This is a genomic window from Thermostichus sp. MS-CIW-40 (genome assembly GCF_054058315.1).
Genome location: NZ_JBSSAC010000058.1, coordinates 1 through 13,929 on the forward strand (window position 1 = coordinate 1; position 13,929 = coordinate 13,929).

Annotated in this window: 11 protein-coding genes and 1 pseudogene; 7 read left to right on the plus strand and 5 right to left on the minus strand. The window is 59.5% G+C overall.

What is annotated here, in order from left to right:
* Positions 1–200: 200 nt before the first annotated feature.
* The gene (locus ACVWXF_RS13015) at positions 201–854 is read right to left on the minus strand and encodes a cobalt-precorrin-8X methylmutase (protein WP_414329503.1); all 654 of its coding nucleotides are present in this window, start codon (positions 852–854) and stop codon (positions 201–203) included.
* 101 nt (positions 855–955) lie between these two features.
* Between ACVWXF_RS13015 and ACVWXF_RS13020 the strand changes: the two genes are divergently transcribed.
* The gene (locus ACVWXF_RS13020) at positions 956–2,074 is read left to right on the plus strand and encodes an alpha/beta fold hydrolase (protein WP_457384713.1); all 1,119 of its coding nucleotides are present in this window, start codon (positions 956–958) and stop codon (positions 2,072–2,074) included.
* A 125-nt stretch (positions 2,075–2,199) separates the two neighbouring features.
* Here the strand turns inward: ACVWXF_RS13020 and ACVWXF_RS13025 are convergent, their stop codons facing one another.
* Both ACVWXF_RS13025 and ACVWXF_RS13030 read right to left on the minus strand, forming a co-directional pair.
* Entirely contained in the window at positions 2,200–2,847 is a 648-nt protein-coding gene (locus ACVWXF_RS13025) for a flavin prenyltransferase UbiX (protein ID WP_457384712.1), read from the minus strand.
* Between the two features lie 166 nt (positions 2,848–3,013).
* A complete protein-coding gene (locus ACVWXF_RS13030) occupies positions 3,014–3,544 on the minus strand; it encodes an ATP synthase subunit B family protein (protein WP_238376845.1) in 531 nt (176 codons plus the stop codon).
* 393 nt (positions 3,545–3,937) lie between these two features.
* Between ACVWXF_RS13030 and ACVWXF_RS13035 the strand changes: the two genes are divergently transcribed.
* From ACVWXF_RS13035 to ACVWXF_RS13045, 3 genes are all read left to right on the plus strand, one after another.
* Positions 3,938–4,180: a DUF751 family protein gene (locus tag ACVWXF_RS13035; protein ID WP_041436092.1), complete on the plus strand. Its 243-nt coding sequence runs from the start codon at positions 3,938–3,940 to the stop codon at positions 4,178–4,180.
* 278 nt (positions 4,181–4,458) lie between these two features.
* Positions 4,459–5,994, plus strand: a complete 1,536-nt coding sequence (locus tag ACVWXF_RS13040; protein ID WP_457474601.1) for a site-2 protease family protein — start codon at positions 4,459–4,461, stop codon at positions 5,992–5,994.
* Between the two features lie 44 nt (positions 5,995–6,038).
* The gene (locus ACVWXF_RS13045; RefSeq protein ID WP_457474602.1) at positions 6,039–7,889 is read left to right on the plus strand and encodes an aspartate kinase; all 1,851 of its coding nucleotides are present in this window, start codon (positions 6,039–6,041) and stop codon (positions 7,887–7,889) included.
* A gap of 6 nt (positions 7,890–7,895) precedes the next feature.
* Here ACVWXF_RS13045 and psbA read toward each other — a convergent pair whose 3' ends face one another.
* On the minus strand, positions 7,896–8,951 hold the full coding sequence (gene psbA / locus ACVWXF_RS13050) for a photosystem II q(b) protein (RefSeq protein WP_457474603.1): 1,056 nt from the start codon (positions 8,949–8,951) through the stop codon (positions 7,896–7,898).
* A 341-nt stretch (positions 8,952–9,292) separates the two neighbouring features.
* A complete protein-coding gene (gene carB / locus ACVWXF_RS13055; RefSeq protein WP_457474604.1) occupies positions 9,293–12,508 on the minus strand; it encodes a carbamoyl-phosphate synthase large subunit in 3,216 nt (1,071 codons plus the stop codon).
* Between the two features lie 278 nt (positions 12,509–12,786).
* Here carB and ACVWXF_RS13060 point away from each other — a divergent pair, with 278 nt between their 5' ends.
* The 3 genes and pseudogenes from ACVWXF_RS13060 to ACVWXF_RS13070 all read left to right on the plus strand — a co-directional run.
* Complete coding sequence (locus tag ACVWXF_RS13060; protein WP_457474605.1) at positions 12,787–13,020, plus strand: FitA-like ribbon-helix-helix domain-containing protein; 234 nt, start codon at positions 12,787–12,789, stop codon at positions 13,018–13,020.
* On the plus strand, positions 13,004–13,315 hold the full coding sequence (locus ACVWXF_RS13065) for a PIN domain-containing protein (protein ID WP_457474606.1): 312 nt from the start codon (positions 13,004–13,006) through the stop codon (positions 13,313–13,315). The genes ACVWXF_RS13060 and ACVWXF_RS13065 overlap by 17 nt, the downstream gene beginning before the upstream one ends.
* A gap of 39 nt (positions 13,316–13,354) precedes the next feature.
* Positions 13,355–13,929: pseudogene (locus tag ACVWXF_RS13070) on the plus strand (RNA-guided endonuclease TnpB family protein); the annotation flags it as partial.

A 13,929-nucleotide genomic window follows, 5' to 3' on the forward strand; every position in this document is an offset into this window, starting at 1 on the left:
TGTTCAGCCCGGATCTCGGAGATTTGGGCTGCAAAGCCCTGCCGCATCTCAACCATCTGAGCCTCAAAGCGCTCAGCCGACCGCTGCTGCTCGGCCCGCATTTCTTGGATTTGTTCTTGTTGTTGCTGAAGGTTGCGAATCAGCCACTCCTCTTGTTCTGGGGTCATGGGAAAGGTCTGAAGATATCCCTTCAATTCTAGTCAGTTGGGGATGGGATCCCGTTGAGCTGCCAAGAGAAGGGCATTGACAATGGCAGCAGCAACTGGGGATCCGCCTTTGCGGCCCTCCACGCGAATCTGGGGAACATCCGTTTGCGCCAACGCCTGCTTGGCCTCTTCCACCGCCACAAATCCCACCGGCACTCCGATCACCAAAGCCGGCTTGACCCGCTGTGCCCGAATCTCCTCCACCAAAGCCAGCAACGCGGTGGGGGCATTGCCAACGACAAACAGGGCTTCTGGATAGCGGCGTGCCAAGTTCACCATCCCATTGGCGGCGCGGGTTTGACCGGGCCAACGGGGCTCCTCCACCCAGTCCAAAGCACAGTAGAGGGGGATCCCTTGGGCTTTCAGACCTGACTGGATCCCAGCTGCCACCATCCTGACATCGACAATGACAGGCTGCTTTTGCCGTAGGGCTGCCAGGGCGTGTTCAACGGCGTTGGGGCCGAAGAAAAAGCGATCCCGCAGCTCAAAGTCGGCAGTAGCATGAATGGCACGGCGCACCACCTCATAAGGGATCCCTTGCCAGGGGTGGGGGCCGATCTCTTGATCGATCTGGCGAAAGCTGGCAGCGGTAATCGGGTCTATCCCGAAGGCTTCATCCATTGGGTCTGGGGTTATGGACACAGTCATGCTGGCATGTCCTGGAAGATATAGAAGAACCGGTGGCAAAGTACGTCCTATTAAATGATGAGCCGAGGAAACCACTAAGATTGGTCTAGCCTAAATTGGAGATGAGCCTATTGTTATCACCCACTTCTCCCTTGCACGGACTCGACTCCCATCCTTCCCCTTCTGCTCCCGTCGGTGCCAATTCCGTTGGCGCTCCCGGTTTCTCCTCTGTTGATGCGCCCCCCCCTTCCCCAACGGGCAGCGACAGGGATCCCTTGTCGGCTTTGCCTCGCTACGGCTACTCCCAAACCTGGCATTGGCGGGGCTGGCCCATCCATTTCACCTACACCCCCAGTCGCGCCCAAACCCCTGCCGGTGTCGTCAACTTAACGGCAGCTCCGGCCCTTTTAATCCATGGATTTGGAGCGTCAGTGGGTCATTGGCGCCACAACATTCTCCCTCTGGGATCCCAGCGCTCCGTCTATGCCCTCGACCTGCTGGGATTTGGCAAGAGTGCCAAGCCGGAGATTGCCTACAGCGTTGATCTGTGGGTGGAGCAGGTGTACGAGTTTTGGCAAACTCACATTCAGCAGCCCAGCATCCTGGTGGGCCATTCCATCGGGGGCTTGGTGGGGGTAATTGCCGCCGCCCGCTATCCCCAGATGGTGAAGGGCCTGTGCTTGATTAGCTGCGCCGATGGGCCCCATCCGGAAGAATTGCCCTCTCCCTGGGATGCTCTGGTGCGAGCCCTCTGCGAAGGGATTCTGTCGTTGCTGGGGTGCCCCCTCACTTATCCCCACCTCTTCAACTGGCTGCGACAAACCGAGGTGCTGCGGGCTTGGATCAAAAACGTCTACAAGCGGGATGAGCAGGTGGATGACGAGCTGGTGCAGATCTTCCAGAGGCCGGCCTTTGAGCCAGGGGCAGCCCACGTGTTTTTGGACGGTCTGAGGGCCATTCTCTGCCGCCGCTTCGACAGCCCCAAACGCCTGCTGCCCACCCTAAAAATGCCTATCTTGCTACTTTGGGGCCGAGAAGATCCGGCAGTGCCCAGTTTTTTGGCAGACCAATTTAAGCGCTGGCAACCTGCCCTCACCTTGGTGAAGCTGCCGGGAGTAGGCCACTGCGCCCACGACGAGTTGCCCCACTGGGTCAACACCCTCATCGGGGAATGGGCGGCCAGTCTGGAGACCTGCCCTGACTTGCCCACCCCCCTTCAGCGGGATCCCCGAGTCGGCTAGCTCAGCAAGTGATCTGAGCTATTCCCGGCAAGGTGCCACAAGTGAGGGCTATCGGCACAGGGCCCCCCCAGCTTGGAACACCCCCAAGCCAAATCCCAGCCTGCCGCCGGGAAAAGGGATCCCGCTCAGAGATCAGGGGGCAGCTTGAGGATCTGATGCTGGCGCATCCCCTGCCAGCGGCGAATGAGATCGCCATCAATACCGAACTGATCCAGCGCCTTCACCACCACAAAATCCACCAAATCTAGGATGGTACGCGGCTGGTGGTACCAAGCTGGAATGGCCGGAACAATGCGCGCCCCCGCTTCTGCCAGAGTGGTCAAGTTGCGCAGGTGGATCAGGCTAAAGGGGGTTTCCCGCGGCACCACCACCAAGCGTCGTCCCTCCTTGAGCTGCACATCAGCAGCCCGCTCCAGCAGATCCGAGCTCAAGCCGGCAGCCAACTTGGCAACTGTACCCATGCTGCACGGGATCACCAACATCCCCTGCGTGCGATAGGAGCCACTGGCAATGGTTGCCCCCACATCCTGCCAGCGATGACAAACTAGGGATCCACCGCTGCTCTCGGCTTGCTGTCGCCAAAAGTGGGCCTGCTTGCGGGGGTCTGTCGGCAGCAGCACCCCGTGTTCTCCCTGCCACACCTGATAGGCCGCTTTGGAGGCCACCACTTCGACGCGGTAGTCCAGGCTGAGCAGAACATGCAGAGCGCGCACAGCATAGAGCATCCCTGAAGCGCCTGATACGCCAAGGATGATGGGCAGAGAGGATGTCAAGGGCCGCCGGGGAACGTCTTCTGCTCAAGTCTAGCGAGGGGAGCCGTCCCTCGCCTGCTCAGGAGATCCCTAACCCACCGCTCCAAAAGACTTGCACAACGCGGGATAAAAATGCTCCTGGCACAGGTTGAAGGCAGCGCTCAAGCCCCAGTCTGACTCTTCTCTGTTAGGTCTGCAGATTTTGCCGCCCGTTGCGGATCACCCGCAAGGACTCCACCAACCGCAACTCCAAGTCTTGCAACACCTGATCCACGTAACGGTGGGCCTCCCGCTGCAGGCGCTCCGATTCCTGCAGTGTCTGTCGCCGCACCTCCTCACTATGTTGATAGGCTTGTTGCAATAACTGCTCCGCCTGAGCTTGGGCCTGTCGCAGAATCGCCGATTCGTTGAGGAGCTGCTCAGCCCTACGTTGGGCCGCGGCCACAATTTCTTGGGCGTAGCGATTGGCCTCTGCCAAGATCCGATCCCGCTGGCGCAGCAGTTCCTCCGCTTCCTCCAGGGCTGTCGGCAGGTTCAGGCGGATAAAGTCTAACTGCTCCAGAATCTTTTCCTCTTCAATAAGGGTGCGAGACCAAAACAGGCGAGGGCTACTGAGAATGGCTGCCTCCAATTGATCCAGGGCCTCCTGGACGCGCATCAGAGCCAGGGTCTGATCCCCAAAGGGTACGCCGGCACGATTGGAAGGATCAGAGGGCAATTCTCGCATCAGTCTATGAAGAGGGGAGGCTGCACTGAGCAAAAGAGCAGATCAGGCAGGATAACGCCTACCATATCAGGTTCTCGGTTTCCTGAATCTGCGCAGTCTCCCCTTCGCTCCAACCACTCTTCGTGAAGTAGATGTTCTTTTTGATATGAGGGGACGATGGACTTTCTCCCTCGCGGAGGCTGTGAGCCAAGCGGCAGAGAGGCTGCTTACCGGTCGGTTGGTGCCACAGCGGCTGGGGAGCCGAGGTTGCTCGGCTGCCAAAAGAGCGCCAACGGAAGTTCGTTTTTTGAGTTGCCGCCAGTTCCCTGAAGATGGCCAGCCTCCAGATGGTTGACAGCTACCTATGGCACACTGAGAAAAAAGGAGTTGGAGCCCCAGCCTCTTATGCCACAACCGCAGCCCCCCAGAAGACTGGAAGACCAGTTTGTGGAGAATGTCTCCCGTTATCCCACTTACTTTATTACCGTTTTGCTGGGGGGGATCTGGGCTGGCCTCCAGCCTTTTGTCGGCCTGTATCGCAAAAGTCCAACAGCGGCGGCTATGGTTACGCTGGGATCCCTTTTGTTGCTTCTATTTGTTTATTTCACCCTGCGAGGCATGACAGGGAATACCTTTTGGCCAGAATAGATACTGGGTTGAGGTTGGGGCCCATGGGCGAAGCTGTGCAGTGGACGCCGGCAGCATAAGCACGCCTCAAGGGGATCCCTCTTTTTCGCCCCACTGCTGACAAGAAGTAAAGTGCTCCGCACCGCTCGCGCGAATGAAAAGTTTGCCCCGGAATGGTGGCGGTCTATGGGCAGGCCAAGCCTCAATTGGCTCTTCAGGGATCCCGGCTGCAAGCTGTAGCGAGGGGATTGGATTTGCCGCTAGCTTGGTAGAGGTGTTCTCCTCCGTTTTTTGAACTCATGGCAGATTGGATCCTGTTGGCGCTGGTGGGTTCTGCAACCTACCTGCTGCTGCAAAAAAGTGTGGCCCGCCTTTCGAAGGTGCCGTGGCGGATCCTGTGGCTGGTGATGATGCTGCCCCCTTTGGTTTGGGTGCTGGGGCGTCAGGTGTTTCAGTACGAATTGCCTCCCTTGCTGATGTTGCTGCTGTTTCTCACCTCCTACTTTACCAGCATGACCTTGGTGAGACGAGGGGGTATTCGACCCTCAACCGGAGGCCCTCGGCCAGAGGTGGAAAACTCCTCTCCAGAAGCGGATCCCTCGCCGGCTGGGGAACCTGAGCCAGAGGAAGAGGAGGAAGACGGCGCCGCAGATCCGGTCTCGCTGGCTCTTGCCCACACCCCCATCTCCGAAGTGCCGCGGGAGAAGCTGAGCCATTGCTTCCCCTGGAACGTCTTTTATTTGCAAAATGTGGAGTACCGCCCCCAGGCGATCATCTGCCGGGGCAACTTGCGGGCGGATCCCAGTGAAGCCTATGAGCGGGTGCAGCAAAACGTGGAAACCACTTTCGGCAAACGCTTTTTGGTGGTGCTGCAGGAGGGGTTTGCCGGTAAGCCCTTTTTTGCCTTGGTGCCCAACCCGGCGGCGCGGCGCTCCCTGGCGGACAGTCGAGAGTTCCCGCTGCTGGCTTTGGGGCTGTTGCTATTCACCTTCTGGACGACCCTCAGTGCTGGGGCCCACGCGGCTGGGGTTAGCCCTGACCGGCTGCTGCATTTGCCCTCTCTGATGAAAGGGTTGCCCTATGCGGTCGGGATCCTTGCCATTTTGGGATCCCATGAGTGGACTCGTTACTGGGTGGCCCGCCGCCACCACATCAAAACCTCGCTGCCCTATTTCATCCCGGTGCCTTTTGTCCTAGGGACTTTTGGGGCGTTTATCCAGTTGAAAGAGCCGGTGCCCAACCGCAAGGTGTTGTTTGATATCGCCGCCGCTGGTCCGCTGGCAGGGAGCCTTGTTGCTTTGGGCATGTTGTTGCTGGGGCTGGTGTTTTCAGCGCCTGCAGATCCTCCCGCGGTGCCGGAGGGGCAGCCGACCCCGATTAGTTTTCATCGCATTGACCCGCGCCTATCGGTGCTGCTGGCAATTCTGGCCCGCATGGTGCTGGGGGATCAGTTGCAGCCGGGGCAGGTGATCGAGCTGCACCCGCTGGCCTTTGCCGGCTGGCTGGGCTTGGTGGTGATTGCCTTTAACCTCATGCCGGTGGGCCAACTGGATGGAGGGCACATTGTCCACGCAGTGTATGGACAGCAGATGGGAGCGAATGTGGGCCGGGTAGCCCGCTGGTTGGTGCTGCTGCTGGCCTTGACGGTGCAGCCTTGGCTGTTGCTCTGGGCGCTGCTGCTGTTTGTGATTTCCAGTGCCGACGAGCCGGCCCTCAACGATGTGACGGAACTGGACGAGGCCCGAGATCTGCTGGGGCTGGGGATGCTCACGCTGCTGGTGCTGATCCTGCTGCCGGTGCCGCCGTTTTTGCAAAATGGGCTGGGCTTGGCCTAGATCCGGGGTAGGATCCAAACCGCCCCTGACCTCGTTCTTCTCTCATGGAACGCAGCTTAATCGTTCAAAAGTACGGCGGTACCTCTGTCGGCTCTGTCGAGCGTATCCAGGCCGTGGCCCAACGGGTGGCCCACACGGTGAAGGCAGGGCATCGGGTGGTGGTGGTGGTCTCGGCGATGGGGGATGAAACCGATCGCCTTGTGGGCTTGGGGGAGCAGATCTTGCAGGGATCCCCGACCACACCGGCCCAGTTGCGGGAATGGGATATGCTCCTTTCCACCGGTGAGCAGGTGAGCATTGCCCTAGTGGCCTTGGCGCTGCAACGCTTGGGGTGTCCTGCCCTTTCCCTGACGGCAGCCCAGGTGGGCATTGTCACCACTCGGGATCACAGCCGGGCCCGCATTTTGCACATCCACACCGACCGCCTGTGGCAGCACCTGGAGCGGGGAGAGGTGGTGGTGGTGGCCGGGTTCCAGGGGATTACCAGCCTGGCGGAGCTGGAGATCACCACCCTGGGTCGGGGGGGATCCGACACCACGGCGGTGGCCTTGGCAGTGGCTTTGGGAGCAGAGCTGTGTGAGATCTACACCGATGTGCCGGGGATCTTCACCACGGATCCGCGTAAGGTGCCTGAGGCCAGGCTGTTGCCGGAGATCACCAGTGATGAAATGTTGGAGCTGGCCAGCTTGGGGGCCCAGGTGCTGCATCCCCGCTCGGTGGAAATTGCCCGCAACTACGGTGTGAAGCTGCGGGTGCGCTCCAGCTTGGAGCCGTTGCAGGCGGGATGCGAGGGCACTCTCATTCTTTCTCCTCCCCCCCGTCCTCGTGCTGCCGACAGCAGTATCGAGCTGGGCCTGGCGGTGGATACGGTGGAGCTGGATCGGGATCAGGCCAAGTTGGTGTTGGTGGGGGTGCCGGATCGCCCTGGCATTGCCGCCCAGCTCTTTCAGGGGATCGCGGCGGCAGGGGTGAATGTGGATTTGATTTTGCAGTCCCTCCAGTTCACAGCCGCTCACGCCAGCGGGACGGACTCCTTGCCGCAGGGATCCGTGCCCCAGCCCACCAATGACATTGCCTTTACGGTCAGTCGGTCGCAGGTGACCGAGGCTGCAGCCGTTGCCCGGCGGATTGGCCAAGAGCTGCAGTGTGCAGCGGTGATTGTGGATGAGGCGGTGGCCAAAGTCAGCATTGCCGGGGTGGGGATGATGGGCCGACCTGGGATCGCGGCGCAAATGTTCCAGGTGCTGGCCGAGGCCGGGATCAATTTGCAGATGATCTCCATGTCCGAGATCAAGGTGAGCTGTGTGGTGGCTGCGGAGCGGGCCGGGGATGCCGCCTTGGCTCTGGGAGAATCGTTCCAGGTGATCCCCCACTTGCATCGGGCGAAGGTGCCGCCTGCCCCTCAAGACAGCCACCCGGTACGCGGTGTTGCCTTGGATTTGAAGCAATCGCGGCTGGGCCTTCGCAAAGTGCCGGATCGTCCGGGAACTGCCGCCCATTTGTTCGGGCGCTTGGCGGCTGCCGGGATCATCGTGGACACCATCATCCAAAGCCAGCGGGGCTACCACAACGGGATCCCCAGTACCGACATTGCCTTTACCGTGCCTCAGGATCAAGCGATGGCTGCTGAGGCAGTCTGCCGGCAGGTGGCCGAAGAGCTCCAGGCGGCAGGCGTTGACGCAGATCACGACATTGCCAAGGTCAGCATTGTCGGCGCTGAGATGGAAACCTATCCCGGCGTCGCTGCCCGTCTGTTTGCAGCTCTGGCCGAAGCGGGAATCAACATCGAGATGATCGCCACCTCGGAGATCAAGGTGAGCTGTGTAGTGCGCCGGGATCGAGGGATCCCGGCCTTGCAAGCTATTCACCGCGCTTTCCGGCTGGACTGCCCCTAGCCTGCCTTAGGGTTGAGCCGCCAGCAGCAGGGGGAAATGGTGGGCGTTGGGGGCGTGCATCACCTGGATCCCCAGATTGGCGCGGTTGAGGAGATCGGCGTAGGTGGGGATGAAGCGGCCCTGGCTGTCCAGGATGGACTGGTTGAAGTTCAAGCCGTTCAAGTTAAAGGCCATCAGGCCGATACCTATCGCCGCCGCCCAAATCCCCACTGTGGGCAGGGCCGCCATCCAGAAGTGGACGGAACGGCTGTTTCTCAGGCCCAGGCCGGGGAACCCCAGCCGCCCCAAGAACGCGTAGTGCCCGGCCAGGAAGTTGTAGGTGACTTCCTCCTGCCCGAAGCGGTAGCCGGCATTTTGTGACTCTTCTTCCGAGGTCTCGCGGATTAGGCTGGAGATCACCAGGGAGCCGTGCAGGGAGGCCAGCAGAGCGCCGCCAAAGACGCCGGCCACCCCCAGCCAGCTAGCAGGGTGCATGAGGATATTGTGCTCCGCCTGGAAAGCCAGCATGAAGTAGAAGGTGCCGGCGATCCCCAGGGGCAAGCCTTCCGAGAAACTGCCCTGGCCGATGGGGTAAACCAAGAGCACCGCCGTAGCCGCCGCCGCCGGAGCGGAAAACGCCACCGCAATCCAGGGGCGCATACCCAAGCGATAGCTCAGCTCCCATTGCCGGCCCAGGTAGCACCACACCCCGATCAGGAAATGGAGCACGATCAGTTGGTAGGGGCCGCCGTTGTAGAGCCATTCATCCAAAGAGGCGGCTTCCCAAATGGGATAAAAGTGCAAGCCGATGGCCGCCGACGTGGGCACCACCGCCGCCGAGATGAGATTGTTCCCCCCTATCAAAGAGCCGATCACTGGCTCGCGGATCCCATCCACATCCACCGGCGGAGCAGCAATAAAAGCGATTACAAAACAAAAGGCTGCTGCCAACAAGGTCGGGATCATCAACACGCCAAACCAGCCGATGTACAGCCGGTTTTCGGTGCTGGTTATCCATTGACAAAAGCCATTCCAACTCCAGAGCTGCCGTGCAGCCGAGGAGCGGCGAACTACAGTACTCATAGGCCAACTCCTAAAGAGACAAAACCATTCTTTGCTTTGTCGGCTTCCTTGAACGGGGCAAAACTCTTCCCGCGCCGACCGCCAAAAGCGTCTCCTTCTTTCAGGCTAGACAGTTTTAGGGATGCCGACAGGGATCCCTAACTTCCGCAACGGGAATGTGAAAAAAATGGATTTGTCGATACAAATCAGCACCGATATGTTGCAATTTGGAGGTCTTTGAGAGCTTCCCGGCGAAGGTCGGTCACTGGCAGTTGATGGCAGCCAAGCTTGAGCAGACGTTTCTTAAGGATAGGTTTAGGAAAGAGGTGCCGTCCGGGACCTGCTTTTTCTCCTCCAGAATCCTAGACAGAGAAAAAATCCTGCAAGCACTTCACCTGCAGGGATCCCGACTGCAAAGCACGGATGGCAGCCGCAGTGGCTTTGGCTCCTGCCAGGGTTGTCACCAGAGGGATCTTGTAGGCCAGGGCAGTGCGGCGGATCTTTTGGCCATCTTGCTGCGCCTCGACACCGGAAGGAGTGTTGATAATGAGCTGAATCTGGTGATTTTTGATGGCGTCGATGACGTGGGGCCGCCCCTCGTGCAGCTTGAGGACTTTGTCCACCGGGATCCCGTGCTCGGCCAAAACCTTTTGGGTTCCTTCGGTGGCCAACAGGCGAAAGCCCAGCCCCACAAACTCGCGGGCTACCGGGATGACCGCCTGTTTATCCCGGTCGCTGACGCTGATGAACACCGTCCCCTGGAGAGGCAGATTCTGCCCCGCCGCCAGTTGGGCTTTGGCGTAAGCGCGGCCAAAGTCCGTGTCAATGCCCATCACCTCGCCGGTGGAGCGCATCTCCGGCCCCAGCAGCGTATCGGTGCCGGGAAACTTGTGGAAGGGCAAAACCGCTTCTTTGACGGCAATGTGGGAGGGGATCACCTCCTGGGTAAAGCCCAGCTCGGCTAGGGTTTTGCCGCTCATCACTTGAGCGGCGTAGTCTGCCAGCGGATGGCCGATGGCCTTGCTGACAAAGGGGACGGTGCGGGAGGCGCGCGGATTGGCCTCCAGGATATAGACTTGACCTTTTTGGACGGCGTATTGCACGTTGATCAGGCCCACCACCTTCAGAGCTTGGGCCAACTTCACCGTCCACTCGCGGATCACCCGCAGCACCTCGGGGCTGAGGGTGCGGCTGGGCAATACACAGGCCGAATCGCCCGAGTGGATCCCGGCCTGCTCGATGTGCTCCAGAATGCCGCCGATGGTAACAGCGCCGGTGCGGTCGGCAATGGCATCCACATCCACCTCCACCGCCTCTTCCAGGAACTGATCCACCAGCACCGGACGATCCGGATCCACCGCCACCGCCAGTTGCATGTAGCGCTGCAGGTCTTGGTCGGAATAGACGATCTCCATGGCTCGTCCCCCCAAGACGTAGCTGGGCCGCACCACCACCGGATAGCCGATGCGGCGGGCAATTTCCAGGCTTTCTTCCACGCTGCGGGCAATGCCGTTGGCCGGTTGGCGAATATCCAACTCCCGCAAGATGCGCTCGAAGCGCCCCCGATCCTCAGCAATGTCGATGGAGTCGGGGGAAGTTCCCCAGATGGGAGCCTGGGCTGCTGCCAGCCCCTGCGCCAGCTTGAGGGGAGTTTGACCGCCAAATTGCACGATCAGGCCGACCGGCTGCTCAGCATCCACCAAGTTCATCACCTCTTCATGGGTGAGCGGCTCAAAATAGAGGCGATCAGCGGTGTCGTAGTCGGTGGAAACGGTTTCCGGGTTGGAGTTGACCATGATCGCTTCGTAACCCAGGCGGCTGAGGGCAAAGGCAGCATGACAACAGCAGTAGTCGAATTCGATCCCCTGGCCGATGCGGTTGGGGCCACCTCCCAAGATCATCACCTTCTCTTTGCGGGCCGGGAAAATCTCCGACTCGCTCTCGTAGGTAGAGTACTGGTAGGGGGTAGCAGCCTCAAATTCGGCGGCGCAGGTATCTACAGTTTTGTAGGTGGGGATCACCCCCAGGCTTTTGCGGCAGGCCCGCACCTGATGTTCCGTGGATCCGGTTAGGTGGGCAATTTGTCGGTCGCTGAAGCCCATTTGCTTGAGGTGTCTCAAGTCGTCAGCGCTCAGGGATCCCAGCTCCCGCCCCTTGAGGGCTTGCTCCACCTCCACCAACTCCTGTAGCTTGTCGATAAACCAGGGATCGATGTGGGTGAGTTGGGCAATCTCCTGGGCAGAAAAGCCCATGAGCAGAGCGGTGCGGATGGTGAGCAGGCGGAAGGGGTTGGGGGTGCGCAGGTTGGCCCGCACTTCCTCCGGCTTGGGGAAAACCTCCGGCCTATCGCTGCCAAAACCGGGACGGTCGATTTCCAAAGAGCGCAGGGCCTTCTGGATGGATTCTTGAAAAGTGCGGCCAATGGCCATCGCCTCCCCCACCGATTTCATCTGGGTGGTGAGAACCGGCTCTGCGCCGGGGAATTTTTCAAAAGCAAAGCGAGGGATCTTGGTGACCACATAGTCGATGGTGGGCTCGAAGCTGGCCGGAGTTTTGCGGGTGATGTCGTTGGGGATCTCCGGCAGCGTGTAGCCCACTGCCAATTTGGCGGCAATTTTGGCGATGGGAAAGCCGGTGGCCTTGCTGGCCAAAGCAGAAGAGCGGGAGACCCGCGGGTTCATCTCGATCACCCGCACCTCACCGTTGGCAGGATTGACGGCAAATTGCACGTTGGATCCCCCCGTTTCCACCCCAATTTCCCGCATGATGGCGATGGCGTAGTCCCGCAGCCGCTGGTATTCCTTGTCGGTGAGGGTTTGGGCCGGGGCCACGGTGATGGAGTCGCCAGTGTGCACCCCCATCGGGTCGATGTTTTCTATGGAGCAGATGATCACCACGTTATCCGCCAGATCCCGCATCACCTCCAGCTCAAACTCCTTCCAGCCGATGACCGATTCTTCCACCAAGATTTGGGAAACGGGGCTGGCCTCCAAGCCGGCAGCGCAGATCTCTTCAAACTCCTCCTGGTTGTAAGCCACCCCACCACCGGTGCCCCCCAGGGTATAGGCCGGGCGGATGATGAGGGGATAGCCGATCTCCTGGGCAATCTGCTTGGCTTCTTCCAGGGTGTGGGCCAGGCCAGAGCGGGGCACGGCCAAGCCAATCCGCTGCATGGCCTGCTTGAAGAGATCGCGGTCTTCGGCTTTTTCAATGGCCTCCCGCTTGGCCCCAATCAACTCCACCCCGTACTGATCCAGGATCCCTTGCTGGGCCAGTTGCACCGCCACGTTGAGGGCCGTCTGGCCGCCCATGGTGGGCAGCAGAGCGTCGGGGCGTTCCCGCTCGATAATTTTGGCCACAAAGTCCGCCGTCACCGGCTCGATGTAGGTGCGCTCCGCCATACTGGGATCCGTCATGATGGTGGCGGGGTTAGAGTTGACCAAAACGACCTCATAGCCCTCTTCCCGCAGGGCTTTGCAGGCTTGGGTGCCCGAGTAGTCGAACTCACAGGCTTGGCCAATGACGATCGGCCCCGCTCCAATGAGCAAGATTTTGTGGATATCGGTGCGGCGCGGCATAGGGATCCCAGAGGTGGCAGAGTCAGCCTTCTATTGTAGAGGTCACCTGCAGGTCAAGTTGCTCATCGGGATCCCTCTTTTTTGGGTGTTGCGCTTTCAAAGGCTATGCACAGCAGGCAGAGCTTGGATCCCTGGCAGGCAGGAGTTCTCTGGGGCAACCCGCAAAAGGGCAGCTTCTTCATCAGTATCAATAGACGGGAAAACTTGAACTTTAGATGATATCAATGCTATCGTCGCAGCAAAGCCGCCCAGGGATCTGCCGATCGAGGAAACGCTCTATGGCCACGTTAATTGTTCGCAATGTTGACGAAGCCATTGTCAAAGCTCTCAAACAAAGGGCTAGTCGTCACGGCGTTAGTGCAGAGGCCGAACACCGCAAAATCCTAGAGCAAGTCTTACTCCAGCCTGCGAAACAGTCCTTTGCCGAAGTGCTCAGATCGATACCTAACGTTGGCAACGATTCAGACTTTGAGCGGGTGCAAGATAACACTGCCCATGACGTATTTACTTGACACTAACGTCATCAGTGAGCTGCGCAAACACAGTCAAGCCAACTCCGGGGTTCAAGAATTTCTTCAAACTGCCATTGAGCAAGAGGCCCGCATCTACATCAGCGTGATCACGCTGGGCGAACTCCGCCGAGGCGTTGAACTCATGCGCCATCGCGGCGATCATCTGCAAGCCAACCTTCTGGAGAGGTGGCTGCAAACGGTTGTCGATGACTATGCCGATCACCAAATTTTCGGGCTGGAGGCGCGCACCATAGCCGCAGGCTTGGTGTCGGGAGGAAAGCCCGCCTCCATATAGGTTTGCTGGTCAAAAGTCTGGATAAACTACAATAAGCCCATGAGCCAGACTATATCGGTACGTTGCAAGCTGATAGTCCCACAAGAGTTGCGTCAAGAGATTGACCGCACTTTGCAGGGCTTTGCGAACGCTTGCAACCAGATTCTCGACGCCGCCAAACAAAAGAACTGCTGGAACACCGCCAAGCTGCACCACTTGGTCTATCGGCCGGTAAGGGCAGCAACGGGGCTGAAAGCCAACCACGTCTGTCAGGCGCTCCGTCGGGTGATTAGCAATGCCAAGGCGGTGAAGCAAGTCCACAAGTTCCGCCCCACCAGTCTGACTTTGGACGCTCGTACTTTTAAGTACCGAGAGTCCGACCAAGCCGTGGGCGTGACCCTGATGAGCGGACGGGTTTGGCTCAAGCTCAAGATTGGCGGTTATCAAATCGCTTTGCTGCGGGGGCAAACGCCCACCAGCGCTACTCTGTCCAAGACCAAGCAAGGGGACTACTACATCAACATTGCTGTTGAGCTGGATACTCCCCCGACTGGCAAAACTCCAAAGGTAATCGGAGTTGACTTGGGCAGGCGGGATATCGCCACCGCTAGCAACGGACGCTCTTGGGGTGGAGA

Excerpts from the sequence above, each read along its gene's own strand:
- ACVWXF_RS13015 (WP_414329503.1), bottom strand. The coding sequence starts at position 854 with ATGACTGTGTCCATAACCCCAGACCCAATGGATGAAGCCTTCGGGATA.
- ACVWXF_RS13020 (WP_457384713.1), top strand. The coding sequence starts at position 956 with ATGAGCCTATTGTTATCACCCACTTCTCCCTTGCACGGACTCGACTCC.
- ACVWXF_RS13035 (WP_041436092.1), top strand. The coding sequence starts at position 3,938 with ATGCCACAACCGCAGCCCCCCAGAAGACTGGAAGACCAGTTTGTGGAG.
- ACVWXF_RS13040 (WP_457474601.1), top strand. The coding sequence starts at position 4,459 with ATGGCAGATTGGATCCTGTTGGCGCTGGTGGGTTCTGCAACCTACCTG.
- ACVWXF_RS13045 (WP_457474602.1), top strand. The coding sequence starts at position 6,039 with ATGGAACGCAGCTTAATCGTTCAAAAGTACGGCGGTACCTCTGTCGGC.
- psbA (WP_457474603.1), bottom strand. The coding sequence starts at position 8,951 with ATGAGTACTGTAGTTCGCCGCTCCTCGGCTGCACGGCAGCTCTGGAGT.
- carB (WP_457474604.1), bottom strand. The coding sequence starts at position 12,508 with ATGCCGCGCCGCACCGATATCCACAAAATCTTGCTCATTGGAGCGGGG.
- ACVWXF_RS13060 (WP_457474605.1), top strand. The coding sequence starts at position 12,787 with ATGGCCACGTTAATTGTTCGCAATGTTGACGAAGCCATTGTCAAAGCT.
- ACVWXF_RS13065 (WP_457474606.1), top strand. The coding sequence starts at position 13,004 with ATGACGTATTTACTTGACACTAACGTCATCAGTGAGCTGCGCAAACAC.